A 25,803-nucleotide genomic window follows, 5' to 3' on the forward strand; every position below is an offset into this window, starting at 1 on the left:
GGCCGACGGAGGACCCCGGTCAGCGGAAGACCCCGGTGTGGCCGAGCGAGTAGCGGCCGGGCTGCGGGTAGACGGCCAGTCCGTGCGGGCCGCTGCCGACGTGGATGCGGGCGAGTTCGGTGCCGGTGCGGGTGTCGATGGCGTAAACCTCGGAGTTGTAGCGGCCGGACAGCCAGAGCACCTTGCCGTCCGCCGACACCCCGCCCATGTCGGGGCTGCCGCCGCCGGGCAGCCGCCACTTCTTGGTCAGCCGGTCGTGGGCGAAGTCGAAGACGGAGATGGTGCCCTCGCCCCGGTTGGAGATGTACATCTCCCGGGAGTCCCGGCTGACGTACAGCCCGTGGGCGCCCTTGCCGGTGCGCAGGAAGGTGGGTTTGGTGAAGGCGTCGCCGTCCAGGACCCACACTCCGTCGGCCATCATGTCCGCGATGTAGAACCGCTTGCCGTCCGGGGAGGCCTTGACGTCCTGCGGCATCGCGCCGTGGAGGGGCAGCCGCTCCTGCCGCAGCACCTCCATCCGTGCCGTGTCCACCTTCAGCAGTTCGCCGCTGAACTCGCAGGACACGATGAAGTACCGGCCGTCGAGGGAGAAGTCGGCGTGGTTGACGCCGTAGCAGGTGACCGGAAGGACCTTGACGGTCTTCATGGTGTGCGCGTCCCGGAAGACCAGCTCGCGGTCGTTGGAGGCCATCACGATCGCGTACTTGCCGTCGGGGGTGAAGTACAGGTTGTACGGGTCGTGCACGGCGACCGGGCGGCCGGCCTCGCCGGTCCTCGGGTCGATGGGGGTGAGGCTGTTGCCCAGGTCGTTGTTGACCCACAGGGTCTTCAGGTCCCAGGACGGCACGACGTGCTGGGGCTGCCGGCCGACCGGGATGGTGCGGATCACCCGGTACGTCCTCGGGTCGATGACCGAGACCGTGTCGGAGTTGGTGTTGGGGACGTAGACCAGGGACGGGAAGCCCTTGACCACCGGGGAGAGCCTGCCGGGACGGTCGGCGGCGTACATGTCCTTCGGGTCGAGGACCGGGGGCATGCCCGGCAGTCCGTCGACGGCCGGTTCCTCCTGCCGGGCCTGCGGCCGCGCGGGAGCGGTACTCGCGGCGGCCGAGGGCCGGCCGGAGTCGTCGCTGCACGCGGAGAGCAGCGCGAGGGCCGCGAGGGCGGCGCCGGCGGCCAGCAGACGGGCGGCTTTCGTGGTTCTCATCGGCTCAGCAGCTCCGTGGTGGTGACCGCGCGCAGTCCACGGCGGTGGAGTTCTTGGAGTACGTCGGGGAGGGCGTCGGCCGTGTCCTGGTAGCCGAAGTGCATGCTCACCACGGAGCCGCCCCTGACCTCGGCGAGCACCTTGCGGGTGACGGCCGACGCGCCGGGCTGTGTGTAGTCGAGCGAGTCGACGTCGTACGACAGCACGTGCGGGTAGCCGGCCGCGACGGCGAGCCGGGCGACGAGCGGCGAGGCGGTCGCCGCCCTGGACGGGCGGAACCAGCGGCCGATCGAACCGGTGAGCCGTTGGAGGCGGTCGGCGCAGTCGGTGATCTCCTTGCGGGCGCCGGCCTCCGCCATGGCGTTGATGGAGATGTGCCGCTGGGTGTGGTTGCCCAGGTCGTGACCGCCGTCGAGGATGCGGCGGGCCATCGCGGGACAGGCGTCGAGCCAGGTGCCGACGGCCAGCACGGTGAGGTGGGCGCCGTGCTGCTCGGCGGTGGTGAGGAGCCGGGTGGCCAGGGCGGGGTCGCCCTGGCCGTGGAAGGTGAGCGCGACCTTCGCGCTGTCGCGGGGGCCGTGGGTGACTTGGAGGGGGAGCCGTTCGGCGGCGGACGATGACGAGGGCGAGGGCGAGACCGAAGGTGAGGCAGAGGGTGAGGTGGGGGGTGCTGCGGTGGCCGTGCCGGTGGTGCCGCAACCGTTGGCCATGGCGCCGCCGGCTACCAGGCCGGCGCCTGCTCGGAGGACGTCACGTCGGTTGGTGGGGGTCACCCGCCCCATTTAAGGGGGATTGGGTAAGAAAATCGGCTATTGACGCCGGCTGCGGGTCGGTGGGGGCCGGTCGTGCCCCCCCCCGACGGCAGCCGGGGACCGACACAGCCCGGCGCCCCTTCGGGGGCACCCCGGCGGACCGCTATCGGTCGGCGACCCGCATCTCGAACCATGTCGTCTTGCCTCGCGGGAGCAGGTCGACGCCCCATCTGTCCGACAGTTTGTCGACCAGGAACAGGCCCCGGCCGCTGATGTCGAGTTCCTGAACCGGCATCAGGCAGGGCAGGCCGCGCGACGGGTCGCGGACCTCGATCCTGATCCAGCCGGGGCGACGGCGCATCCGCAGGCCGAACACGCGGGCCCCGGTGTGTCGCACGGCGTTCCCCACGAGTTCGGAGACGAGTAAGACCGCGTCCTCCGTCATCTTCGGGGTGAGGCGCCACTGACGGAGGATGACGACCTGGGCGAGCCGGCGGGCGGTCGCCGCGGACTCGGGGCGGGACGGCAGCGGAATCTCCGCCTCCGTCGGGTTGCCGAACAGTTCGATCGCCTTGAGCGCCTGCTCGTCCTCGACCGCAGGCGACCACCGTGCCGCGGCCGCACGGCTGTGTCCCCGCGGCTGTTCGATGCCCTCCAGCCCCGCCATGCCCCCATCATGGCCGTCCCGAGCGCGCTCCGGGGCCGTTCCGGCGGAATACGCCCCAGGGAACGCACCGCCCGGCGACTGCCGATCGGCATATGCCATCGGCATTTCGATGCCTCTGACACCCCGCCCGACCTGCGGCGACGGCTCATCTCCGGGCAATCGACAGACCCCCTCGACAAGGCAGACTTAAGGGTGCCTTAAGGCTCCCATAAACCGCCCCATCGAGGGACCCGGAATCAGACATCACGTCAATTGCAAGTGGTTCGGGGGATTCACAACAGGGTGAAGATCACAGGAACTTGGCCTTGCCAGGCCCTTCCTCCACGAAGCTGCGCATGCCGCGCTCCCGGTCCTCGGTCGCGAACAGGCCCGCGAACCAGTTCCGTTCGACGGCGAGCCCGGTCTCCAGGTCCGTCTCCACACCGGTGTCGACCGCCTCCTTGGCGGCCCGGAGCGCGATCGCCGGACCCCGGGCGAGCCGGGCGGCCCAGGCGTGCGCCTCGGAGTAGACGTCGGCGGCGGGTACGACGCGGTCGACGAGGCCGATGGCGAGCGCCTCGTCGGCCTTGACCATCCGGCCCGTGAAGATCAGGTCCTTGGCCTTGGACGGGCCGACGAGCCGGGGCAGCCGCTGGGTGCCGCCGGCCCCCGGGATCAGCCCGAGCAGGATCTCGGGCTGCCCCAGCTTGGCGTTGTCGGCGGCGATCCGGTAGTCGGCGCAGAGCGCGAGTTCACAACCGCCGCCCAGCGCGTAGCCGGTGACGGCGGCGACGACCGGCTTGGGGATCCGGGCGACGGCCGTGAAGGAGTCCTGGAGGCCACGGGCGCGCAGCACCATGGCCGCGTGGTCCATGTTCTGCATCTCCTTGATGTCGGCTCCCGCCGCGAAGACCTTCTCGCCGCCGTAGACGACGACGGCACGAACGTCCTCGCGACGGCCGGCCTCCTCCGCCAGCTCCTTGATCCGGTCCTGGGTGGCGACGTCCAGCGCGTTCATGGGCGGCCGGTCGAGGCGCAGCGTGCCCACACCTTCGGATACTTCGAGGGTAACGGTCATGGAGAGGAGGTTAGCGGGCGTTCACTTCCGGGCGCGGCCCGGCGGGGGCTCACGCGGTCCATTCCTTCCACGACATGTTCCACCCGTTGAGGCCGTTGTCCGGGGACACCGTCCGGTCGTTCGAGTGCTTCACCGTCACCACGTCACCGATGATCGAGTGGTCGAAGAACCAGGCGGCCGGCACCGACCGGTCGCCGCCGCCGCGGAGGTCCCGCAGGCCGACGCACCCGTGGCTCGCGTTGTAGTTGCCGAAGGCGTCCCCACCCCAGTAGTTGCCGTGGATGAACGTCCCCGACGTGGTCAGCCGCATCGCGTCCGGCACGTCCTTGATGTCGTACTCGCCGCCGTAGCCGACCGTCTCGCCGTTCATCCGCGTGACGCGCAGCTTCTCGCTGATGACCATCTGGCCGTTCCACGTGTCGTAGCCCGGCTTGCCGGTCGTGACCGCGAGGGTCTTCACGACCTTGCCGTCCTGCATGACCTTCATCGTGTGCTTCTTGGCGTCGACGACGGAGACCTGGTTGCGGCCGATCGTGAACTTCACGGTCTTGGACTGCTCGCCGTACACCCCGTCACGGCCCTCGACGCCGTTGAGGTTGAGGGTGACGGAGACCTTCGTGCCGGACTTCCAGTAGTTCTCGGGCCGGAAGTCGAGGCGGTCGTTGCCGAACCAGTGGCCCTGCACGTCGACCGCCGGCTCGGTCTTGACGGTGATGGCCTTCTCGACGGCCGCCGGGTCCGTGATGCCCCGGGTGAAGCGGACGGAGAACGGCATTCCGACGCCGACCGTGGAGCCGTCCTCCGGCGTGAAGTACCCGACGAACGTGTTCTTCGGGGTGAGGGTGGTGAAGCTGGAGTCCTCCGCGGACTCCCGGCCCTCGGCGTCCTTGGCCACCGCGTGCACGGTGTACTTGGTCGCGTTGGCGAGGTGCAGGGACGGCGTCCAGCTGACGCCGTCCGCGGCTATCGCGCCGTCCACCTTGTTGCCCTTGGCGTCCTTGACCTCGACGTCGGTCAGCTTGCCCTTGGCGGCGGTGACCTTGAGCGCCCCGCTGGTGTCCACCCCGGTCGCCCCGGACTTGGGGCTGATGCTGACCGTGGCGAGGGACTGCTTGCTCGCCTGGGTCGTCGAGTCCTTCTGCTTGGCGCCGTCCCCGGCCCCCTTGTCGTCGGAGGAGCCGCCCCCGCACGCGGTGACGGCCACCAGCAGGACCCCGGATATGCCGGACATGAGCGCCAGCCGCTTCCCCCGAGCCCTCCGAGTCCGAACCGACGCCCCCGATATCGGCCGCACGTTCAAGTCGTTCTCCCCTCCCAGGGCCTGGTCAGGCCCACCCCGGCGCGTTCACCGCGCACATTGGCGCATATTAACGGCAGGGTTTTGAGCTTGGTGTTGGGCGAATGTCACCGTTGCGTCGCAACTTCCGCCCCCCACCGTCCGGCCGCCGCCCGGTCACTTGACCGCGCCGCCCGCCTTCCACTCCTTCCACCCCATGTTCCAGCCGCCGAGCCCGTTGTCGGGAGCGACCGTCCTGTCGTTGCTGTTGACGACCTCGACCACGTCCCCGACCAGGCTGCGGTCGTAGAACCAGCCCGCCGGCGTGTCCGAGCTGCCGCCCTTCACGTCGCGCAGGCCGACGCAGCCGTGGCTGACGTTGACCCGGCCGGGGGCGTCCGGCGCCCAGTAGTTGCCGTGCAGGAAGGTGCCGGAGTCGGTGAGTTTGAGGGCGTGCGGGACGTCGGGGATGTCGTACTCGCCGCCGAAGCCGACCGTGCGGCTGTTCATGCGGGTGACCTCGTGCATCTCCATCACCACCATCTTCCCGTTGTAGGTGGTGTGCGCTGGCGCGCCCGCGGTGACCGGCACCGTGGCGAGCAGGTCGCCGTCGCGGGTCACCTCCATGGTGTGCTTGGCCGCGTCGACGAGGGAGACCTGGCTGCGGCCGACGGTGAAGGTGAAGGTCTTGTACTGCAGGCCGTAGACGCCCCGGGCGCCTTCGACGTCACGGAGCCTCAGGTCGACGGTGACGACCGTGCCGGGCTGCCAGTAGCGCTCGGGGCGGAAGTCGAGGCGGTTCCTGCCGAACCAGTGCGGACGGATGTCGACCGCGGGCGCGGCGCTGACCCGTACGGCGCGCTCGACGGCGGCGCGGTCGTCGATGTCGCGGCTGAACGCGAGGGAGACGATCATCCCGGTGCCCACGGTGGCGCGGTTCTCGGGGGTGACGTATCCGATGAAGCGTTCGTCGGGGACGAGCGTGGTGAAGGTGGTGTGGCGGGCGGAGCGGTGGCCGGAGCCGTCCAGCGCCACCGCGTCCACCGTGTACTTGGCGGCCAGCGCCAGCTTCGGGTCGTCCGGCCGCCAGGTCACGCCGTCCGCGGCGATGTGCCCGGGGACCGGGGAGTCCTGGGCGTCCTGGGACCTGACCACGTTCACCGACTCGAGCCGGCCGCTCGGCACCCGTACCGTCAGCCCCGCGCCGGGGCGCACGCCCGTGGCGCCGTCGTCCGGGGAGATGCGGATGACGTCCTCGGGCGACGGCGGCGCGCCCCCGAGGACGTGGTCGACGCCCAGTCCGTGCGTCTCGTCCGAGGAGCAGCCGGCGGCGCCCGCCAGCAGCGCTCCCCATGTCAGTACCGCGGCCAGCGCGGCCCCCGCGCGCCGTGCGCGCCCTTGTGCATGCGTCACGTGCCGCTAACGATCGGGCATGCCCCGGGGAAACGTGAGTGCGACGCCGGCACTGGGCAGAACAGAGGGAAGGACGACGAGCTGGGGAGCCGCCGCGCCCGTGGACGAGCCGCCGCGGGCGCGTCCGTGACGGACGCCGTCCGTGCCCGGGGCCGGGAGCCCGGGTGCGGACGGCTGTCCGGGCGCGGTCCGGTGCGCCCCGGGGGCCGGCGAGCCGCGGAACGAAAAAAGGGGCCGACGTGACGAGCGCAGCCGAGCAGCAGGGAGCACCGGCGCGGGCCCCGAGGGCGGAAGCCCCCGCGGTGAACGGGACGCCGCTGCCCGTCCCGTCCGCGTGGCCGGGGGCGTCGACCCCGCTGGGCGCCCGGTTCCGGGTCGGTCCCGACGGGGTGGCGGGCACCAACTTCGCCCTGTGGGCGGCCGGGGCGGAGGCGGTCCGGCTGTGCCTCTTCGACGAGCACGGGCGGGAGACCCAGCTCCGGCTGACCGAACTCACGCACGAGATCTGGCACGGGTTCGTGCCCGGTGTGCTGCCGGGGCAGCGGTACGGCTACCGGGTGGACGGCCGCTGGGACCCGTGGACCGGCGCCCGCTGGAACCCGGCGAAACTGCTCCTCGACCCCTACGCGCGGGCGGTGGACGGCGAGTTCGCGCTGCCGCCCGAGGTGTACGGGCACGTCCGGGACTGGCCCGACCAGCAGGTCGCCGACACGGTCCGCGACGACCGGGACTCGGCGCCGTACGTCCCGAAGGGCGTCGTCGTCCACGACGACGACGACTGGTCCGACGACCATCGTCCGAAGACCCCGTGGGCGGACTCCGTCATCTACGAGCTGCACGTGCGCGGCTTCACCAGACTGCACCCTGGCATACCGGAGGAACTGCGCGGCACCTACGCGGGGCTGGCGCACCCGGCCGCGATCGAGCACCTGGTGAACCTGGGCGTGACGGCGGTGGAGCTGCTCCCCGTCCACCAGTTCGCCCACGAGGACCACCTGCTGAAGCGCGGCCTGCGGAACTACTGGGGCTACAACTCCATCGGCTACTTCGCCCCGCACGCGGCCTACGCGGCCTCCGGTACGACGGGACAGCAGGTCGGCGAGTTCAAGCGGATGGTGCGCGCGCTGCACGCGGCCGGCATCGAGGTCGTCCTCGACGTGGTCTACAACCACACCGCGGAGGCGGGCGAGCTGGGCCCGACGCTGTCCCTGAAGGGCATCGACAACCGGGGTTACTACCGCCTCCAGGACGACGCCCGGCGCTTCGCCGACTACACCGGCTGCGGCAACACCCTGCACGTGGTCCGCCCGCACGTGCTGCGCCTGATCACCGACTCGCTGCGCTACTGGGTGACCGAGATGGGCGTGGACGGCTTCCGCTTCGACCTCGCGGCGGCGCTGGCGCGTTCGATGCACGACGTCGACATGCTCTCCCCCTTCCTGGCCGTCATCGCCCAGGACCCGGTGCTGCGCCGGGTGAAGCTGATCGCCGAACCCTGGGACGTGGGCTCCGGCGGTTACCAGGTGGGCGCGTTCCCGCCGCTGTGGACCGAGTGGAACGACCGCTACCGCGACGCGGTCCGGGACTTCTGGCGCGGCGCCCTCCCCGACGTCCACGACCTCGGCTACCGCCTCTCCGGCTCCAGCGACCTCTACGCCTGGGGCGGGCGCCGCCCCTACGCCTCCGTCAACTTCATCACCGCGCACGACGGTTACACGCTGCGCGACCTGGTGTCGTACGAGACGAAGCACAACGAGGCGAACGGCGAGCACAACCGGGACGGCTCGAACGACAACCGCTCCTGGAACTGCGGGGCCGAGGGCGAGACCGACGACGAGGACGTACAGGCGTTGCGCAGGCGGCAGTTGCGCAACCTCCTGACGACGCTGCTGCTGTCGACGGGGGTCCCGATGCTGGTCGCGGGCGACGAGCTGGGCCGCACCCAGCGCGGCAACAACAACGCCTACTGCCAGGACAACGACATCAGCTGGCTGGACTGGAGCCTGCTGGACGACCCCGCCTGGCGGCCGCTGTTCGACCTCACCTCCCGCCTCATCCGGCTCCGCCACCGCCATCCGGTGCTGCGCCGCCGCGCCTTCTTCTCGGGGCGCGCGCACTCGGCGGACGGACTGCGCGACCTGGCCTGGTTCACGGCGCGCGGGGAGGAGATGACGGAGGGCGACTGGTACGCGCCCGCCGCCACCCTCGGCATGTACCTCTCGGGGCGGGACATCCCCGGCCGCGACGAGCGCGGGGCACCGGTCCTGGACGACAGTTTCCTGACCGTCCTGCACGCCGGCGACCGCCCGGCCCGGTTCGTGCTGCCGGGTCCGCCCTGGGCGGAGCGCTACGAGGTGGTCGTGGACACCTCGTGGGAGGAGCAGCGGGCGGCACCCGGGGTGGTGCACCGGGCGGGGACGGCGATCACGGTGCCGGCGCGGTCGGTGCTGCTGCTGAAGGTGACCGGGTGAGACAACGTTGCAGCCCCGTGAATTCAGCGCCGCCCTCCTGGCCAGGTGATCGGGGCCGCTGATGCACTGAAGCGCATGCCTGAGATTTCCCGTCGTACGTTCGGTGGTCTCCTCGGCGGTGGCGCGGCCGCCGCCGTCGCCGGACCGGCCGCCGCCCCGGCCGAGGCCGCCGAGCGCCCGTTCCAGGCCCGCACCGCGGCCTCCCCCACCGGCCGACCCAACTTCCTGGTCATCCTCGGTGACGACCTGGGCTGGGCCGACCTCTCCTCCTACGGCGCCCCGCACATCAGAACGCCCCATCTGGACCGGCTGGCCCGTCAGGGTGTGCGGTTCACGGACGCCTACTCCGGCTCCGCCACCTGCTCCCCCACCCGGTTCAGCCTGTACACCGGCCGCTATCCGGGCCGTACGCCGGGCGGTCTCGCCGAGCCCGTCGCCAACCGGACCCAGGGCCTTGACCCCCGCCACCCCACCCTCGCCTCACTGCTGAGGAAAACCGGTTACGCCACCGCGCTGATCGGCAAGTGGCACTGCGGCTGGCTGCCCGACTACAGCCCGACCAAGTCCGGCTGGGACGAGTTCTTCGGCAACCACGGCGGTGTGCTGGAGTACTTCTCCAAGCTGGGCCAGCTCGGCGACCACGACCTGTACGAGGGCGACGCCGAGTACCAGGACCTGCGCTACTACACGACCGTGCTGACCGAGCGGGCGGTGGAGTACGTCGGCCGCAAGCACACCGCGCCCTGGCTGCTGAACCTCAACTTCACCACCCCGCACTGGCCCTGGCTGGCCGAGGGCGACGCGGAGACCGGCGCCGAGATCGCGGCGCGGATCCGGGCCGCGAAGAGCCAGGCGGAGATCAGCAACGCGCTCAACCACTACGACGGCGGCTCGGTCGCCAAGTACACGGAGATGGTGGAGAGCCTGGACGCGGCCGTCGGCGAGGTGCTGGAGGCACTGCGCCGCTCCGGTCAGGAGGAGAACACGGTCGTCCTGTTCGCCAGCGACAACGGCGGCGAGCGCTGGTCGTACCTGTGGCCGCTGAGCGGCGAGAAGTTCGTGCTCCAGGAGGGCGGTATCCGGGTGCCGACCATCGTGCGCTGGCCGGCCCGGATCGACGGCCGGCAGGTGAGCCACGAACCGGTGTTCACCCCGGACTGGACGGCGACCCTGCTGGAGCTGGCCGGTGCCCGTCCCGACCCGGCCTATCCGCTGGACGGCACCAGCCTCACGGGGTACCTGCTGCGCGGTGAACGCCTCGCGGAGCGTGACCTGTTCTGGCGGGTCCGGGCCAACCGTGCGCTGCGGCGCGGGGACTGGAAGTACTACCAGGACGCGGACGGCGACGACCACCTCTACGATCTGGGTGCCGATCTCCGGGAACAGGCCGATCTGGGCCCCGACCGCCCCGAGTTGCTCGCGGAGCTGAAGGCGTCCTGGGAGCGGATCGCCGCCGGGCTGCTGCCGTATCCGAACTAGCCGAGGATGCCCCGCTGGTACGCGGTCGCGACCGCTGCCGCGCGGTCCTTGACGCCGAGCTTGGCGTACAGGTGGGTGAGGTGGGTCTTCACCGTGGCCTCGCTGATGAAGAGTTCACGGGCGATCTCGCGGTTGGAGGTGCCCCGGGTGACCAGGGCCAGCACCTCGCGTTCCCGGCCGGACAGCGGTTCGCTGCCCGGGGCGCCGGGGGCGCGGACGGCGGAGACCAGCCGGGAGGCGACGGCCGGGGAGAGCACGGTGCGGCCCTGGGCGGCGGCGCGGACGGCGGTGAACAGCTCCTCGCGCGGGGCGTCCTTGAGGAGGTAGCCGGTCGCGCCCGCCTCGATCGCGGGCAGGGTGTCGGAGTCGGTGTCGTACGTGGTGACGACCAGGACCCTGGCGCGGGCGCCGCGCCGGGTCAGTTCGCGGATGGCGTCGACTCCGCCGCCGCCCGGCATCCGCAGGTCCATGAGGATCACGTCCGGGTCGAGGGCCGCGGCCAGCGTGACCGCCTCGACGCCGTTCGCGGCCTCGCCGAGGACCGTGAAACCGGGGGCGGACTCGAACATGCCGCGCAGGCCGTCGCGGACCACGGGGTGGTCGTCGACGATCAGCAGGGAGACGGGGGCTTCGGCGGTCGGCTCAGCTGTCATGGCGGACCAACGGTACGCGTGCCGACAGGGCCGTGCCGAGCCCCGGTTCGGACTCCACGGTGAGCGAACCGGCGATGCGTTCGGCGCGGGCCCGCATCCCGTCGAGGCCGAAGCCGCCGGCGCGGCTGCGGACGGGCACGGCGAGCGGGTCGAAGCCGGTGCCGTCGTCACGGATGTCGAGGATGACCTCGTCGCCCAGGTAGGAGAGGGTGACTCCGACCCGGGAGGCCCGCGCGTGCCGGGCCGCGTTGGAAAGGGCCTCCTGGACGATGCGCAGGAGGGTGGCCGCGACCTCCCCGTGCAGGTGCTCGGCGGTGCCGGTGAGGGTGAACTCGGCGCGGACGCCGGTGTGTTCGCCCCATTCGGCGACCGTCTTCGTCAGCGCCTCGGGCAGGCCGTCGTGTTCCAGGGCGACCGGCGCCAGGTTGTGCACGGACCGGCGGGCCTCCCCCAGGCTGTGCCGGGCCAGTGCCAGCGCGCGGCCCGCGTGGTCCGTGGCCGTCCCCGGGTCGGGGGTGTTGATGACGACCTGGAGCTGGGCGATGATCCCGGCCAGCCCCTGGGCGATGGTGTCGTGGATCTCGGCCGCCAGCCGCCGGCGTTCGTCCGCGACCCCGGCCTCCCGTGCCTGGACCAGGAGTTGGGCGTGCAGGGCCGCGTTCTCGTCGAGGGCCTGCTGGAGGGCGACGTTGGTGCGTTCCAGTTCGGTGATGGTCTCGGTGCGCTCGCGCGCGCGCCGCCTCTCCTGTTCGTCGAGGTGGGCGACGACCATCTGCAGACCGGAGTTGGCGACCAGGAGCGGGATGAAGAGGAGCCACTGGACGGCGCCGGCGAGCGGCAGCCCGCCGGCCTGCGCGCCGGCCACGGTGACCGCGCTCGCGAGCAGTCCGATCCGCTGCCACCTGGGCGGCAGCGTCTCGTCGGCGTCCATGTAGCCGGCGGCGGCGTAGAACGCGAAGAACGGGTTGAGCCAGGTGAGGACGAAGGCCAGGGCCCAGCGCACGGCGTAGTACACCGTCCCCGACCGGGACGGCGCCCGGCCGCGACCTGGCCTGCGCACCCGGGTGCCGTGCCAACAGAGCTGGAGTGCGAGCGCGGCACCGACCAGCGACCAGGCCGAGTACCACTTGACCGGCGCGGCATGCGGGTCGGCGGAGGCGACGGCGAGGACGACTCCGACGCCGAGCAGTCCGTACGGACCCCAGGTGTGCAGCTGGTCCCAGCGCCGGTCGATCCGGCTGTCCACCGCGGTCATGTCCCCAGTCTGCACGGCCGGCCGCCTACTCCCAGCGGAACCAGCGGGCGGCCCCCGCCGTGAGCAGCACCGCCCAGACGGCGAGCACGCCCAGGTGTTCCCAGCCCGGCCAGTGCCCGGCGGCGGCCTGGTCCAGGGCACGGGCCGCCGCGCCGAACGGGGTCAGCTGGACGATCCGGGCCATGGTGTGCGGCATCTCCCGCACCGGGATCCACACGCCCGCGCAGAACATCATCGGGAAGAACACCGCCGAACCGATCGCGCCCGCGATCCTCGTCGTGCGGGAGAGCGCCGAGACGACGGAACCGAGGGCGAGGGCGGCCGCCGCCGCGAGCAGCAGCGCCAGCAGGTAGCCGCCGGGCTGCCGTGGCAGTCGTACGCCGAAGGCCAGCCGGCCGACGGCGAGCGCGAGCAGCGCCGAGCCGAGCGCGACCGTGCCCTGGACCGCCATCTGCGCGGACAGCAGCGCCGCGGGCCGCACCGGGGTGAGCCGCGTGCGGCGCAGGATGCCCCGCTCGCGGTAGCCGGTGAGGGCCTGGGGCAGGGTCTGCACCCCGGACATGATGAGGGCGATCAGCACGGCGACGGGCACGTACGCGTCGACGGGCCGCAGTCCGCCCAGGGACGTGTCGGCGTCCCGGAACGAGGGGATCGAGCCGAGGATCACCAGCAGCAGCGTCGGGAACAGGGCCACCCAGAAGACGGCGCCGGGTTCGCGGCGGAACAGACGGAACTCGGTGCGCAGGACGGCGGTGTTCATACCGCTTTCTCCTTCGTCAGGTCCAGGAAGGCGTCGTCGAGGGTCGCGTCCACCACCCGCAACTGGTGGGCGGTGACGCGGTGGCGGGCGAGCAGGGTGATGACCGCGTTCACGGTCTCGTCGGTGCCGGCGAGCGTGATCCGGCCGTCCTTGCGCTCCACGGAGGCGAGTGCGGGGAGGGCCGCGAGGTCGTGGTCGTCCAGCGGGGCGGAGGGGGTGAAGCTGATGACGGTGGCGCCCGCGGAGCGGCGGATCAGCCCGGCCGGGGTGTCCAGGGCGGCCACCCGCCCCTTGTCGATCACGGCGATCCGGTCGCAGAGCCGCTGCGCCTCCTCCATGAAGTGGGTGACGAGCAGGACGGTGACCCCGCGGTCCCGGACGTCCTCGATCAGCGCCCAGGTGTCGCGCCGGGCACGCGGGTCGAGCCCGGTGGTCAGCTCGTCGAGGACGACGACGCGCGGGTTCCCGATCAGGGCCAGCGCGATGAACAGGCGCTGCCGCTGCCCGCCGGAGAGCTTGCCGAACCGGGTGCCCAGCTTGCCGGTGAGCCCGAGGCGCTCGGCGAGCGGCCGCCAGTCGGCCGGGTCCGGATAGAAGGAGGCGTACAGCTCCAGTGCCTCGCGGACGGTCAGCTTCGGCTGGAGTTCGCTCTGCTGGAGCTGGGCGCCCAGGACGAGGGCGACCCGCTCGTGCTCGGCGACGGGATCGAGCCCGGTGACCCGGACCCGCCCGCCGTCCGGCACCCGCAGTCCCTCGACGCACTCGACGGTGGTGGTCTTGCCGGCGCCGTTCGGACCGAGGATCCCGAAGATCTCCCCCTCCTCGACGGCGAAGCCCACCCCGTCCACGGCGGCCCGGCCGCCGTACGACTTCCGCAGTTCTGTCACTTCGATGACGGTCGGCATGCTTCGAGGGTCCCGGCCGGAGCGGGTCCGCCGCATCGCCCGTCCCGCTCGGCCCGGCATCCTCCGATCGGTTGACGCGCGGCGTCCGATCGTCCGACCGCTCGAACCCTTCCCAGGTCGGGGGCCCTACGGCGGATCCCGGTCCGGCCAAAACTCGGTGGGCGTTGTCAGTGCCGGTCCGTAGGCTCGGCCCTGATGCCTCCGACACGTGCAACCACCAACGACCGGTCCGCCCTCCGTATCCTGCTGCGCCTGTGGCCCTATGTACGGCCGGTGCGGGTGCGGCTGTTCTCCGCCGCTCTCGTGGCGATAGTCGCCTCCTGTACGGGGCTCGTGATACCCCTCGTCCTCAAATGGATGGTGGACGGCCCGGTGGCCGACCGTGATCCGGCCGGGGTGTGGCTCGGCGCGCTGTACCTGCTGCTGCTCGGACTGGCGGAGGCGTTGCTCTTCGGCCTGCGCCGCTGGCTGGTCGCCAGACCCCTCTCCCACGTCGAGGCGTCGATGCGGGCGGGCCTCTACGCCCGGCTCCAGCGGCTGCCGGTCGCCTTCCACGACCGCTGGGCCTCCGGCCAGTTGCTCTCCCGGGCCACCACCGACCTGATGCTGCTCCGCATGTTCCTCGCCTTCCCCTTGACCTTCCTGCTGGTCAACGGGGTGACGATCCTGGTCGGCGTGGTGATCATGCTGATGCAGGACTGGACCCTGGGCCTGGTCATCCTGCTGCCCACGGTCCCCGTGATGTGGACGTGCGTGATCTTCGAGAAGCGGTACGCGAAGGTGGCCAGGCTCGCCCAGGACCAGGTCGGCGACCTGACGACGGTGGTCGAGGAGAGCGTGCTCGGCATCCGCATCATCAAGGGCTTCGGGCGCCACCGCAGCCAGGCACGCGCGTTCCGGGAACTGGTCCGCACCCTGCGGGGCACGGAACTGCGCAAGGCGCGGATGCTGGCGACGATCTGGGGCGTCATCGTGACGCTGCCCGAACTCGCCATCGGGGCGGCCCTGTTCTGGGGTTCGGTGCAGGTCGCGAACGGCGACCTGAGCGCCGGCACCCTGGTGGCGTTCCTGTCGACGGCCCTGGCACTGAGGTGGCCGGTGGAGTCGATCGGCTTCCTGCTCGCGATGAGCCAGGAGGCGGCGACGGCGACGGAACGGTACTTCGAGGTACAGGACGCGCTGCCGGAGGACGCTGAGGCGTTGCCGCAGGACGCGGGTGCGTTGCCGCAGGACGCCGGTGCGTTGTCGGGTGCGGGTGGTTCGGGGCTGGGCGCGCAGTTCCCCGCGCCCCTTTCGGGGCGTTGTCCGGCCGCCGGTGATGAAGCGCCCCGAAGGGGCGCGGGGAACCGCGCGGTCGGCCCCCACCGTCCCGCACGCGACAACGACGGCATCCGCTTCACCGCCGTCTCCTTCCGCTACCCCGACGCCGCCCCCGACTCGCCCCCCACCCTGGAGGACATCACCCTCCACATCCGCCCCGGTGAGTCCATGGCCCTGGTCGGCGCCACCGGCAGCGGCAAGACCACCCTCACCGCCCTCATCCCCCGCCTGCACGAGGCCACCTCCGGCCACATCACCCTGGACGGCACGGACATCACCGCCATGCCCCGCGAGGAACTCCGCACCCTGGTCGCCGTCGCCTTCGAGGAACCCACCCTCTTCTCGGCCTCCGTCGGCGAGAACGTGCTCATGGGCGCCGACGACACCGCCGGCGAGCCCGAACTGGCCCGCGCCCTCTCCGTCGCCCAGGCCGACTTCGCGCACGCCCTCCCCCAGGGCACCGGCACCCAGGTCGGCGAGCAGGGCCTCAGTCTCTCCGGCGGCCAGCGCCAGCGCCTCGCGCTCGCCCGGGCGGTCGTCGGCCGGCCCCGTTTCCTGGTGCTGGACGACCCCCTGTCCGCCCTGGACGTGCACACGGAGGCCGCCGTCGAGGCCGCCCTGCGCGACGTCCTCGCCGACACCACCGCGCTGATCGTCGCCCACCGTCCGTCCACCGTGCTGCTCGCCGACCGCGTCGCCCTGCTCTCCGGCGGCCGGATCACCGCCGTCGGCACCCACCACGAACTGCTCCGCGACAACGCGGAGTACGCCCACCTCATGTCCGGGGAGGATCACCGCCGATGACCACCGCCACCTCCCTGCCCGTCCCCGACGAGGACGACGAACTCCCCGGCCCGCGTGTCCGGGGCGACGGCGACCCCTTCGACCAGGACGTGCTGCCCACCCCGCCGGGCGCCACGGCCGACCTGCTCCGCTCGCTCCTCGCGCCCATGAAGGCGCGGGTCGCCGTCACCACGCTCCTGCTGCTGCTCCAGCAGGCGGCGGTGCAGGCCGGCCCGCTGCTGGTGGCGTACGCCATCGACCGGGCCGTACCGGCGTTCCGCCACCACGACCACGGCCCGCTGATCGCGGTCGCGGTGGGCTACGGCCTGTGCGCGCTGCTCTCCGGCGGCCTCCAGTACGCGTTCATCGAGGCGTCCGCGCGCGTCAACCAGGACGTGCTGCTGGACCTGCGCGGCCGGATCTTCCGGCACGCCCAGGCGCTGAGCGTCGACTTCCACGAGCGCTACACGTCGGGCCGGCTCATCTCCCGCTCCACCACGGACGTCGAGTCGCTGCGCGAGCTGCTGAACGAAGGCCTCCAGGAGCTGGTCACGGTCATCCTGTCCTTCGTCTACATCTCGGCGATGCTGCTCTGGCTGGACGCGGGTCTCGGCGCGGTCGCCGTCGCCTCGTTCGTTCCGCTGTACCTGCTGGTGCGGCTCTACCAGCGGCGGGCGGTACGGGTGTACAAGGCGCGGTCCACGGCGATCGCGGCGGTGATCGTGAAGTTCGTGGAGACGATGAACGGCATCCGCCCGGTGCGCGCGTTCCGCCGGGAGGCCGCCAACGACGCCGAGTTCGCCGAACTGAACCACCGTCACGAGCGCACCAACGGCGACGCCCTCCTGGAGATGGCCCGGTACGTCGTGGGCTCCCGGCTGGTCGCCAACACGGCGGTCGCGGGGATCGTGCTGTGGGGCGCCTACCGGGTGGCGTCCGGCTCGCTGGAACTGGGCGTGCTGGCCGCCGCGGTGCTGTACCTGCGCCGCCTGTACGACCCGATCGACCGGCTCGGCATGTTCCTCAACTCGTACCAGTCGGCGGCGGCCTCGCTGGAGAAGATCGCGGGTCTGCTGGCCCAGACACCGTCCGTGCCGGAACCCTCGGTGCCGGCGGAGCTGCCCCCGCGGGCCACCGGACTGCCCGGCCGCGAGGTCGTCTTCGACGGCGTCCGGTTCGCCTACCGCACCGGCGGCGAGGTGCTCCCCCGCTTCGATCTCACCCTCCCGGCCGGCCAGACGGTCGCGGTCGTCGGCTCCACCGGCGCCGGCAAGTCGACCCTCGCCAAACTCCTCGCCCGCTTCTACGACCCGTCCGCGGGCCGGGTCCTCCTGGACGGGGTGGACCTGCGCGAACTGACCGTGGCCGAACTGCGGCGCGGGGTGGTGATGGTCACCCAGGAGTCGTTCCTGTTCTCCGGCACGGTCGCCGAGAACATCGCGATCGGCCGGCCGGACGCCACCCGCGAGGAGATCGAGCAGGCGGCGAAGGCGATCGGCGCGCACGAGTTCATCGCGGCCCTGCCCGACGGCTACGACACGGACGTCCGCAAGCGCGGCGGGCGCATCTCGGCGGGCCAGCGCCAACTCGTGGCGTTCGCACGCGCCTTGCTCGCCGACCCGGCGGTGCTCATCCTCGACGAGGCGACCAGTTCGCTGGACGTCCCCGGGGAGCGGGCCGTGCAGCGGGCGATGCAGACCGTGCTCAAGGGCCGTACCGCGGTGGTGATCGCGCACCGCCTGTCGACCGTGGAGATCGCCGACCGGGTGCTGGTGATGGAACAGGGCCGGATCGTCGAGGACGGCCGCCCGGCCGAACTCATCGCGGGGACCGGCCGGTTCGCGGATCTGCACCGGGCGTGGCGGGACAGTCTCGCGTAGACCGAGGGATCGGGGGCCCACAGGGTGATCGACGCGTACGAGGATCCGGGCACGCCCGACACGCGGGGCGGCTGGTACTACCTGTGGTGGCTGGTGCGCGTCCAGCCCGGCCGGTCGCTCGCCGGGGCGCTGCTGGGCAGTGGCTGGCTGACCCTGATGGCCGGTACGCCGTACCTGATGGCCCGCGCCGTCGACGACGGCCTGGTGCCGGGCAGGATGACGGTGCTGGCCGGGTGGACGGCGGCGATCTTCCTGCTCGGGGCGGTCAACGCGTGGGTGAGCATCATGCGCCACCGCACGATGACCCGGGTGCGGATGGACGCCTACTTCCGCACGGTCAAGGTGGTCGTCGGGCACGCGGTCCGGCTCGGCGCCGAACTGCCGCGCCGGGCCGGGGCCGGTGAGGTCGTCACGATCGGCGTCGGCGACGTGCACACCATCGCCCAGGCGCTCACCGTCGTCGGCCCCGGGGTGGGCGCGGTCGTGGTGTACGCGGTGGTGGCCGGCCTGCTGACGACGGTCTCGCCGCTGCTGACCGCGGTGGTGCTGCTCGGGGTGCCGGTGGTGGCCCTGTTCGCGGGCCCGCTGACCCGGCGGCTCCAGGGCAGGGAGACCGAGTACCGGGAACGCCAGGGCATCCTGACGGCCCGCATCGGGGACCTGGCGGCCGGCCTGCGCGTGCTCAACGGCCTCGGCGGCAAGAGCCTGTTCGCGGACGCCTTCCGCCGCGACTCCCGGCATCTGCGCGCCCAGGGCTACCGGGTGGGCGCGGTGGCCAGCTGGGTCCAGGCCCTGGGCATGGGCCTGCCCACGGTGTACCTGGCGGTGGTCACCTGGATCGCGGCCCGGATGACCGCCCAGGGCGAGATCACGGTGGGCCAGCTGGTGTCGGTGTACGGCTATGTCGCGGTCCTGGTGGGTCCGGTGGCCTTCTTCCTGGACATGGGCTACCAGCTGAGCCGCGGCGTGGTGGCCGCCCGCAGGGTGGTACGCCTGCTGCGCCTGGAGCCGCAGCAGCCCCCGGCCACCGAGCGGGCACCGGCGGAGCCGGCCGTCCTGCACGACCCGGAGTCGGGGGTACGGGTACGGCCGGGCCTGCTGACGGCCCTGGTCGGCGCGAGCGCCACGGAGACGACGACGGTGATCGACCGCCTGGGCAGGTACACACCGTCGAACGTGACCTGGGGCCCGGTACGCCTGGACGCGGTCCCCCTCCCGGAGGTCCGCTCCCGCATCCTGGTGGCCGAGAACGAGGCCCACCTGTTCGCCGACACCCTGCGCGCTGTCATCTCCGCCGGCGCAGGCGCGCCCCACAGGGGCGCGGGGAACTGCGCGACCAGCCACGAACCACCCGCACCTGCCCACGCGCGGCCCACCCCACCCCCCGACGCGCACCTCACCGCGGCCCTGCACGCGGCGGCGGCCGAGGACATCGTCCAGGCCCTCCCCCACGGCCTCGACTCCCCCCTCACCGCCCAGGCCCGCAACCTCTCCGGCGGCCAACGCCAACGCGTCCGCCTCGCCAGGGCGTTGCTGACCGACCCCGAGATCCTCCTCGCCGTGGAACCGACCTCCGCCCTGGACGCCCACACCGAGTCCCTCGTCGCGGAGCGCCTCCGCACCGCCCGCGCCGGCCGTACCACCCTCCTCACCACCACCTCCCCCCTGATGCTGGCCCAAGCCGACGAGGTGATCCACCTGGTCGACGGCAAGGTCGCCGCGACCGGCACCCACGAGGACCTGCTGGGCCACGACCCCGGCTACCGCGCCCTCGTGGCCCGGGACACCGAGGACGCGGAGGACACCGGAATCACCGAGGGCCCGGAGAACACAGCGGGCGCGGAGAACGAGGCACCGACGCGGGCACCGGAAGAGGAGGTCGCCAGATGACGTCAGGTCAGCTACCGGTCGCCGACCGCGCCGCCGTACGCCGCGCCACCGTCCGCCTGGTGAAGGCCGACCGCGCGGCCTTCGCCGCCGCCCTCCTGCTCAACGCCCTCGCGGCCGCCGCCGGCCTGGCCGGCCCCTGGCTGGTCGGCCGGATCGTGGACGCGGTCCGGGCCGGCCGCGGGGTCGGCGCCGTCGACGGACTCGCCCGCTGGATCGTGCTCTGCGCCCTCGCCCAGCTGCTGCTGGCCCGTTTCGCGCGCTATGTGGGCCACCGCTTCGGTGAACGGACCCTCGCCCGGGTCCGCGAGGAGTTCGTGGACCGGGCGCTCGCGCTGCCCGCGTCGGCCGTGGAACGTGCGGGCACCGGCGACCTGACTGCGCGCGGCACCGGCGACGTGGCGACCGTCGGCACCACCCTGCGGGACGTGGGGCCCGAACTGCTGGTCTGCACGGTGCAGGCGCTGTTCGTGATGGGCGCGGTCTTCGTACTGGACCCGCTGCTCGCGCTGTTCGGGGTGGTCGGGCTGACCCCGGTCTGGCTCGCGCTGCGCTGGTACCTGCGCCGGGCCCGGGACGGCTATCTCACCGAGGGCGCGGCCACCTCGGGGGTCGCGGAGACCGTCACGGCGACGGTGGCGGGGGCCCGTACCGTGGAGGCGTTCCAGCTCCAGGAGCAGCGGATCGCGAGCAGCCGGGACGCTCTGGAGACCAACCGGAAGGCCCGCTTCTACACCCTGTACCTGCGGTCCGTGTTCTTCCCCGCGGTCGAGGTGTCCTACACCGTGCCGGTGGCCGGGGTGCTGCTGCTCGGCGGGCTGCTGCACGCGGGTGTCGGGGTGGTGGTGTCGGCGGCGCTGTATCTGCGGCAGTTCACCGAACCGCTGGACCAGATCCTGATGCGGGTGGAGCAACTCCAGTCCAGCGCAGCTTCGTTCGCACGGGTGGAGGGGCTGGCGCAGGCGCCCCGGGCGGCCGCGGAGGGCGGGGCGCCGGTCCCGGCGGACGACCGGATCGACGTGCGCGGCGTGCGGTACGCGTACGAGCGGGGCGGCGAGGTGCTGCGCGGGGTGGACCTGACGGTGCGGCCCGGGGAGCGGCTCGCGGTGGTCGGTCCCTCCGGGGCCGGGAAGACGACGCTGAGCCGGCTGCTGGCGGGCGTCGACGCGCCCGGGGCGGGCTCGGTGACCGTCGGCGGGGTGCCGGTCGCCGGTCTCGGGCCGGAGCTGCTGCGCCGTCAGGTGGTCCTCGTCACCCAGGAACACCACGTCTTCCTGGGGACGGTCCGGGACAACCTCCTGATCGCGGCGCCGGGCGCGGGCGACGCCGACCTGTGGGCGGCGCTGGCGGCGGTGGGTGCCGACCGCTGGGTCCATGCCCTCCCCGACGGTCTCGACACCCCGCTCGGTACCGGTGGTCGCGCGGCCGACGGTTCCCAGGCCCAGCAGCTCGCCCTCGCCCGGGTGGTGCTGGCGGACCCGCACACGCTGATCCTGGACGAGGCGACCGCGCTGCTGGACCCGGCGACCGCCCGGCACACCGAGCGCGCCCTGGCGGCCGTACTGGCGGGCCGTACGGTCATCGCCATCGCCCACCGGCTGGGGACCGCGCACGACGCCGACCGGGTGGCCGTGATGGAGGACGGCCGGCTCACCGAACTCGGCACGCACGAGGAGCTGGTGGCGGCGGGCGGGGCGTACGCGGCGCTGTGGGCGACCTGGCACGGCGACCGGAAGGCGTAGCTCCGGCGTGCCGCCGTACCCCCTCGTCCGCCGCCACAACATTCCGCATACCGGACATGAACATCCGGACAACGAACGATTTCCGGCCAAGTTCCTGACGCGGTCCTGACAGATGCCGTTTTCTGCTGCCACTCTTCCCACGGCCGACTCACAGCAACCCCACAGCTTCACCTCGTCGCTGCCGGGTCCGGCACTGCACGCGCACATGGTTCCGCGTTCCGCCGAGTTCTGCCCGGACCGCCCACCCGTGGCCCGGATCTCCCCTGGCCGCGTGACCCGCGGCCACGCAGAAGGAGTCAGTGTTGAGAAGCAGTTCCTCTCGCAGACGCACCCCCCACCGCACCGCCGCAGTGGCCCTCGCGGGCGTCACCGCCCTGATCGCCGCCGCCGTCCAGTCCGGCGCCGCCAGCGCCGCCCCGGCCGCGCCGCACCCCGGCAAGGCCCACGCGGCCGTGAGCCTGTCCCCCTCACAGCGCGCGGAACTGCTCCGTGACGCGAGCGCCGAGCGGGCCGCCACCGCCAGGGCGATAGGCCTCGGCGCCCAGGAGAAGCTGGTCGTCAAGGACGTCGTCAAGGACGCCGACGGCACCCTGCACACCCGCTACGAGCGCACCTACGCGGGCCTGCCCGTGCTGGGCGGCGACCTGATCGTGGACACCGCGAAGTCGGGTGCCACCGAGCGCGTCGTCAAGGCGAACAACGCCACGCTCAAGGTCGCGGACCTCACTCCGGCCAGGAGCGCGGCGAGCGCCGAGAAGACGGCCCTCACGGCCGCCAGGGCCCTCGGCTCCACCAAGTCGGCCGCGGACGGCGCCCGCAAGGTCGTCTGGGCCGGCTCCGGCACCCCCGTCCTCGCCTACGAGACGGTCGTCGGCGGCTTCCAGGACGACGGCACGCCCAACCGGCTGCACGTCATCACCGACGCCACGACGGGCAAGAAGCTCTTCGAGTACCAGGGCATCGAGAACGTCACCGGTACCGGCAACACCCAGTACAGCGGGACGGTGTCGCTGTCGACGACGCAGTCGGGCTCGACGTACAACCTGACCGACGGCGACCGCGGCGGCCACAAGACGTACAACCTGAACCACGGCACCTCGGGCACCGGCACGCTGTTCTCGCAGTCGAGCAACACCTGGGGCAACGGCACCACGTCGAACGCCGCCACCGCGGGCGCCGACGCGCACTACGGGGCCGCCGAGACCTGGGACTTCTACAAGAACACCTTCGGGCGCAGCGGCATCAAGAACAACGGCGTGGGCGCCTACTCCCGGGTCCACTACGGCAACTCGTACGTGAACGCGTTCTGGGACGACAGCTGCTTCTGCATGACCTACGGCGACGGCTCCGGCAACGCGGACCCGCTGACCGCCCTGGACGTGGCCGGCCACGAGATGAGCCACGGCGTCACCGCCAACACCGCCGGCCTCAACTACAGCGGCGAGTCCGGCGGCCTGAACGAGGCCACCTCGGACATCTTCGGCACCGGTGTGGAGTTCTACGCGGCCAACTCCACGGACGTCGGCGACTACCTCATCGGCGAGAAGATCGACATCAACGGCGACGGCACCCCGCTGCGTTACATGGACAAGCCGAGCAAGGACGGCGCGTCCAAGGACAGCTGGTACTCGGGGCTCGGCGGCCTGGACGTGCACTACTCGTCCGGTCCCGCGAACCACTTCTTCTACCTGCTGAGCGAGGGCAGCGGCGCCAAGGTCATCAACGGCGTCAGCTACAACTCACCCACCGCGGACGGGCTTCCGGTCACCGGCATCGGCCGGGACAAGGCGCTCCAGATCTGGTACCGCGCGCTCACCACCAAGTTCACCTCGACCACCAACTACGCGAGCGCCCGCACCGGCACCCTCGCGGCGGCGGGCGAGCTGTACGGCACCACGAGTGCCGAGTACAAGGCGGTGCAGGACGCCTGGGCGGGCGTCGCGGTCGGCGCGCGGTCCGGCGGCGGAGGCGGCACGGGCACCTCGTACGAGAGCACCACCGTGGTGTCGATCCCGGACAACGGGCCCGCCGTCACGTCGTCGATCACGGTCTCCGGCCGGACCGGGAACGCGCCGGCCAACCTCCAGGTGACGCCGAACATCAGCCACACCTGGCGCGGCGACCTGGTGATCGACCTGGTCGGCCCGTCCGGGACGTCGTACCGGCTGAAGAACTTCAGCTCGTCCGACTCCGCGGACAACGTGACGGACACCTACACGGTGAACGCCTCGTCGGAATCGGCCAACGGGACGTGGAAGCTGAAGGTCCAGGACCAGGCCGCACAGGACACCGGGAAGATCAACAGCTGGAAGCTGACTTTCCCGTAAACCGCAGGACACAGGCGTGAGTACGGGGTGCCGCCGGGGGGTTCGACTCCCTTCGACGGCACCCCGGTTACATGCCCGCAACGTTCACCGAACACCTGCTTTTCGGCCAACATCACTTCAGGGTCCTGACATGTACGCGACCTTGATGTCACTCTTCCTTCACCCGTCGCACAGCACAGCAACTTCACAACCCCACAGTCGGGCCGGCGACCCCACTCCGGCCCGGACTCCCCACATCATGAAGGAGCTTGAGTGAGCCCCCTCTACGCGCGTCACAAGCGCACCACTCTGGCCGTAGCCACCGCTGTCGCCGCCGGCGCCCTGCTCACCACGGGCCTGACCACCAACGCCACCGCCGCCGCGAAGCAGCCACTGGCCGCCGCCCCCACCCTGCTCTCCAACTCCGCCCGCACCGCGCTGATCCAGAAGGCGCAGGCGGACGTCGCGGAGACCGCGCAGGAGATAGGCCTCGGCGCCAAGGAGAAGCTGGTCGTCAAGGACGTCGTGAAGGACGTCGACGGCACCGTCCACACGCGCTACGAGCGCACCTACGCGGGCCTGCCCGTGCTCGGCGGCGACCTGGTCGTGCACACCTCCAAGTCCGGCAAGTCCGAGGGCGTCACCCGGGCGACCAAGGCGACCATCAAGGTGGCCTCGCTCAAGCCGGGGATCAGCACCGCCAAGGCGGAGAAGACCGCGCTCACCGCCGCCAAGGCGCTGGGCTCCGCCAAGTCCGCGGCCGACGGCGCCCGCAAGGTCATCTGGGCCGGCTCCGGCACCCCCGTCCTCGCCTACGAGACGGTCGTCGGCGGCTTCCAGGACGACGGCACCCCGAACCAGCTGCACGTCATCACCGACGCGGCGACCGGCAAGAAGCTCTTCGAGTACCAGGGCATCGAGAACGCCACCGGCACCGGCAAGACCCTGTACTCGGGCACGGTCAGCCTCACCACGAACCTGTCGGGCTCGACGTACCAGCTGTACGACACCACGCGCGGCGGCCACAAGACGTACAACCTGAGCCACGGCACCAGCTCGGGCACCGGCACCCTGTTCACGGACGCGGACAACGTCTGGGGCACCGGCGCCGCCTCCAGCTCCAGCACCGACCAGACCGCGGCCGCCGACGCCGCCTACGGCGCGCAGGAGACCTGGGACTTCTACAAGGACACCTTCGGCCGCAGCGGCATCAAGAACAACGGCGTGGGCGCCTACTCCCGGGTCCACTACGGCAGCTCCTACGTCAACGCGTTCTGGGACGACAGCTGCTTCTGCATGACCTACGGCGACGGTTCCAGCAACACCCACCCGCTGACCTCGCTGGACGTGGCCGGCCACGAGATGAGCCACGGTGTCACCGCCAACACCGCCGGCCTCAACTACAGCGGTGAGTCCGGCGGCCTGAACGAGGCCACCTCGGACATCTTCGGCACCGGTGTGGAGTTCTACGCCAACAACTCCTCCGACGTCGGCGACTACCTCATCGGCGAGAAGATCAACATCAACGGTGACGGCACCCCGCTGCGCTACCTGGACAAGCCCAGCAAGGACGGCGCCTCCGCCGACTACTGGTCCTCGTCGGTGAAGAACCTGGACGTGCACTACTCGTCCGGTGTCGCGAACCACTTCTTCTACCTGCTGTCCGAGGGCAGCGGCTCGAAGACGATCAACGGGGTGTCCTACAACTCCCCGACGTACAACAGCTCCACGGTCACCGGCATCGGCCGCGCCAAGGCGCTGCAGATCTGGTACAAGGCGCTGACGACGTACTTCACGTCGACCACCAACTACAAGTCGGCGCGCACCGGGACGCTCTCGGCGGCGGCCGCCCTGTACGGCTCGGGCAGCACCGAGTACAACGCGGTGGCGGCGGCCTGGACGGCCGTCAACGTCACCTCGTGACCCGATAGTTGCACGGCGGGCGGGCCCCGGGGCGAGGATGTCCCCGGGGCCCGCCCTACCCTTGTCT

The 25,803-nt window shown here is 71.9% G+C and carries 18 protein-coding genes; 8 read left to right on the forward strand and 10 right to left on the reverse strand.

All coding sequences use genetic code 11. The features are described from left to right. Positions 1-19: 19 nt before the first annotated feature. The 6 genes from MB828_RS14340 to MB828_RS14365 all read right to left on the reverse strand — a co-directional run bounded on the left by MB828_RS14340 (position 20) and on the right by MB828_RS14365 (position 6,372). Positions 20-1,207 (reverse strand): YncE family protein, encoded by a 1,188-nt coding sequence (locus MB828_RS14340; protein WP_301648474.1) that lies wholly within the window; start codon positions 1,205-1,207, stop codon positions 20-22. Continuing rightward, a complete protein-coding gene (locus MB828_RS14345) occupies positions 1,204-1,989 on the reverse strand; it encodes a polysaccharide deacetylase family protein (protein WP_301648475.1) in 786 nt (261 codons plus the stop codon). Before MB828_RS14345 ends, MB828_RS14340 begins: the two co-directional genes overlap by 4 nt. A 133-nt stretch (positions 1,990-2,122) precedes the next feature. After that, positions 2,123-2,626 (reverse strand): ATP-binding protein, encoded by a 504-nt coding sequence (locus MB828_RS14350; RefSeq protein ID WP_046730711.1) that lies wholly within the window; start codon positions 2,624-2,626, stop codon positions 2,123-2,125. A 289-nt stretch (positions 2,627-2,915) separates the two neighbouring features. Continuing rightward, the gene (locus MB828_RS14355; protein ID WP_133027169.1) at positions 2,916-3,683 is read right to left on the reverse strand and encodes an enoyl-CoA hydratase/isomerase family protein; all 768 of its coding nucleotides are present in this window, start codon (positions 3,681-3,683) and stop codon (positions 2,916-2,918) included. Between the two features lie 49 nt (positions 3,684-3,732). Beyond that, a complete protein-coding gene (locus tag MB828_RS14360; RefSeq protein ID WP_301648476.1) occupies positions 3,733-4,983 on the reverse strand; it encodes a L,D-transpeptidase in 1,251 nt (416 codons plus the stop codon). 153 nt (positions 4,984-5,136) lie between these two features. Then, on the reverse strand, positions 5,137-6,372 hold the full coding sequence (locus tag MB828_RS14365; RefSeq protein ID WP_301648477.1) for a L,D-transpeptidase: 1,236 nt from the start codon (positions 6,370-6,372) through the stop codon (positions 5,137-5,139). A 239-nt stretch (positions 6,373-6,611) separates the two neighbouring features. On the opposite strand from MB828_RS14365, the gene glgX reads away from it, so the two are divergent. Both glgX and MB828_RS14375 read left to right on the forward strand, forming a co-directional pair. Continuing rightward, a complete protein-coding gene (glgX, locus tag MB828_RS14370; protein ID WP_430381381.1) occupies positions 6,612-8,843 on the forward strand; it encodes a glycogen debranching protein GlgX in 2,232 nt (743 codons plus the stop codon). Between the two features lie 75 nt (positions 8,844-8,918). After that, a complete protein-coding gene (locus MB828_RS14375) occupies positions 8,919-10,322 on the forward strand; it encodes a sulfatase family protein (RefSeq protein ID WP_301648478.1) in 1,404 nt (467 codons plus the stop codon). Here MB828_RS14375 and MB828_RS14380 read toward each other — a convergent pair. Genes MB828_RS14380 through MB828_RS14395 form a run of 4 tightly spaced genes read right to left on the reverse strand, consistent with a single transcriptional unit; the run spans position 10,319 to position 13,895 of the window. Then, positions 10,319-10,975 carry a response regulator gene (locus MB828_RS14380; protein WP_301648479.1) on the reverse strand — a complete coding sequence of 219 codons (657 nt, stop codon included), beginning with the start codon at positions 10,973-10,975 and terminating at the stop codon, positions 10,319-10,321. The two genes, MB828_RS14375 and MB828_RS14380, sit on opposite strands and share 4 nt — an antisense overlap. Next, positions 10,965-12,230: a sensor histidine kinase gene (locus MB828_RS14385; protein WP_301648480.1), complete on the reverse strand. Its 1,266-nt coding sequence runs from the start codon at positions 12,228-12,230 to the stop codon at positions 10,965-10,967. The genes MB828_RS14380 and MB828_RS14385 overlap by 11 nt, the downstream gene beginning before the upstream one ends. Before the next feature lie 25 nt (positions 12,231-12,255). Next, entirely contained in the window at positions 12,256-12,990 is a 735-nt protein-coding gene (locus tag MB828_RS14390; RefSeq protein ID WP_301648481.1) for an ABC transporter permease, read from the reverse strand. Further along, complete coding sequence (locus MB828_RS14395) at positions 12,987-13,895, reverse strand: ABC transporter ATP-binding protein (RefSeq protein WP_301648482.1); 909 nt, start codon at positions 13,893-13,895, stop codon at positions 12,987-12,989. The genes MB828_RS14390 and MB828_RS14395 overlap by 4 nt, the downstream gene beginning before the upstream one ends. A gap of 195 nt (positions 13,896-14,090) precedes the next feature. On the opposite strand from MB828_RS14395, the gene MB828_RS14400 reads away from it, so the two are divergent. From MB828_RS14400 to MB828_RS14425, 6 genes are all read left to right on the forward strand, one after another. Next, positions 14,091-16,019 (forward strand): ABC transporter ATP-binding protein, encoded by a 1,929-nt coding sequence (locus MB828_RS14400; protein ID WP_301648483.1) that lies wholly within the window; start codon positions 14,091-14,093, stop codon positions 16,017-16,019. Next, positions 16,016-17,878, forward strand: coding sequence for an ABC transporter ATP-binding protein (locus MB828_RS14405; protein WP_301648484.1), 1,863 nt, complete (start codon positions 16,016-16,018; stop codon positions 17,876-17,878). The genes MB828_RS14400 and MB828_RS14405 overlap by 4 nt, the downstream gene beginning before the upstream one ends. A gap of 24 nt (positions 17,879-17,902) precedes the next feature. Continuing rightward, entirely contained in the window at positions 17,903-19,768 is a 1,866-nt protein-coding gene (locus MB828_RS14410; protein ID WP_301648485.1) for an ABC transporter transmembrane domain-containing protein, read from the forward strand. After that, on the forward strand, positions 19,765-21,507 hold the full coding sequence (locus tag MB828_RS14415) for an ABC transporter ATP-binding protein (RefSeq protein ID WP_301648486.1): 1,743 nt from the start codon (positions 19,765-19,767) through the stop codon (positions 21,505-21,507). The genes MB828_RS14410 and MB828_RS14415 overlap by 4 nt, the downstream gene beginning before the upstream one ends. Positions 21,508-21,809: 302 nt before the next feature. Further along, positions 21,810-23,834 (forward strand): M4 family metallopeptidase, encoded by a 2,025-nt coding sequence (locus MB828_RS14420; RefSeq protein ID WP_301648487.1) that lies wholly within the window; start codon positions 21,810-21,812, stop codon positions 23,832-23,834. 252 nt (positions 23,835-24,086) lie between these two features. After that, complete coding sequence (locus MB828_RS14425) at positions 24,087-25,736, forward strand: M4 family metallopeptidase (RefSeq protein ID WP_133027156.1); 1,650 nt, start codon at positions 24,087-24,089, stop codon at positions 25,734-25,736. Positions 25,737-25,803: the final 67 nt, after the last annotated feature.

Source organism: Streptomyces arenae, assembly GCF_022343545.1.
GTDB lineage: Bacteria > Actinomycetota > Actinomycetes > Streptomycetales > Streptomycetaceae > Streptomyces > Streptomyces humi.

Coding starts and splice junctions, on each gene's coding strand:
- MB828_RS14340 (WP_301648474.1), bottom strand. CDS start 1,207: ATGAGAACCACGAAAGCCGCCCGTCTGCTGGCCGCCGGCGCCGCCCTC.
- MB828_RS14345 (WP_301648475.1), bottom strand. CDS start 1,989: ATGGGGCGGGTGACCCCCACCAACCGACGTGACGTCCTCCGAGCAGGC.
- MB828_RS14350 (WP_046730711.1), bottom strand. CDS start 2,626: ATGGCGGGGCTGGAGGGCATCGAACAGCCGCGGGGACACAGCCGTGCG.
- MB828_RS14355 (WP_133027169.1), bottom strand. CDS start 3,683: ATGACCGTTACCCTCGAAGTATCCGAAGGTGTGGGCACGCTGCGCCTC.
- MB828_RS14375 (WP_301648478.1), top strand. CDS start 8,919: ATGCCTGAGATTTCCCGTCGTACGTTCGGTGGTCTCCTCGGCGGTGGC.
- MB828_RS14380 (WP_301648479.1), bottom strand. CDS start 10,975: ATGACAGCTGAGCCGACCGCCGAAGCCCCCGTCTCCCTGCTGATCGTC.
- MB828_RS14385 (WP_301648480.1), bottom strand. CDS start 12,230: ATGACCGCGGTGGACAGCCGGATCGACCGGCGCTGGGACCAGCTGCAC.
- MB828_RS14390 (WP_301648481.1), bottom strand. CDS start 12,990: ATGAACACCGCCGTCCTGCGCACCGAGTTCCGTCTGTTCCGCCGCGAA.
- MB828_RS14395 (WP_301648482.1), bottom strand. CDS start 13,895: ATGCCGACCGTCATCGAAGTGACAGAACTGCGGAAGTCGTACGGCGGC.
- MB828_RS14400 (WP_301648483.1), top strand. CDS start 14,091: ATGCCTCCGACACGTGCAACCACCAACGACCGGTCCGCCCTCCGTATC.
- MB828_RS14405 (WP_301648484.1), top strand. CDS start 16,016: ATGACCACCGCCACCTCCCTGCCCGTCCCCGACGAGGACGACGAACTC.
- MB828_RS14415 (WP_301648486.1), top strand. CDS start 19,765: ATGACGTCAGGTCAGCTACCGGTCGCCGACCGCGCCGCCGTACGCCGC.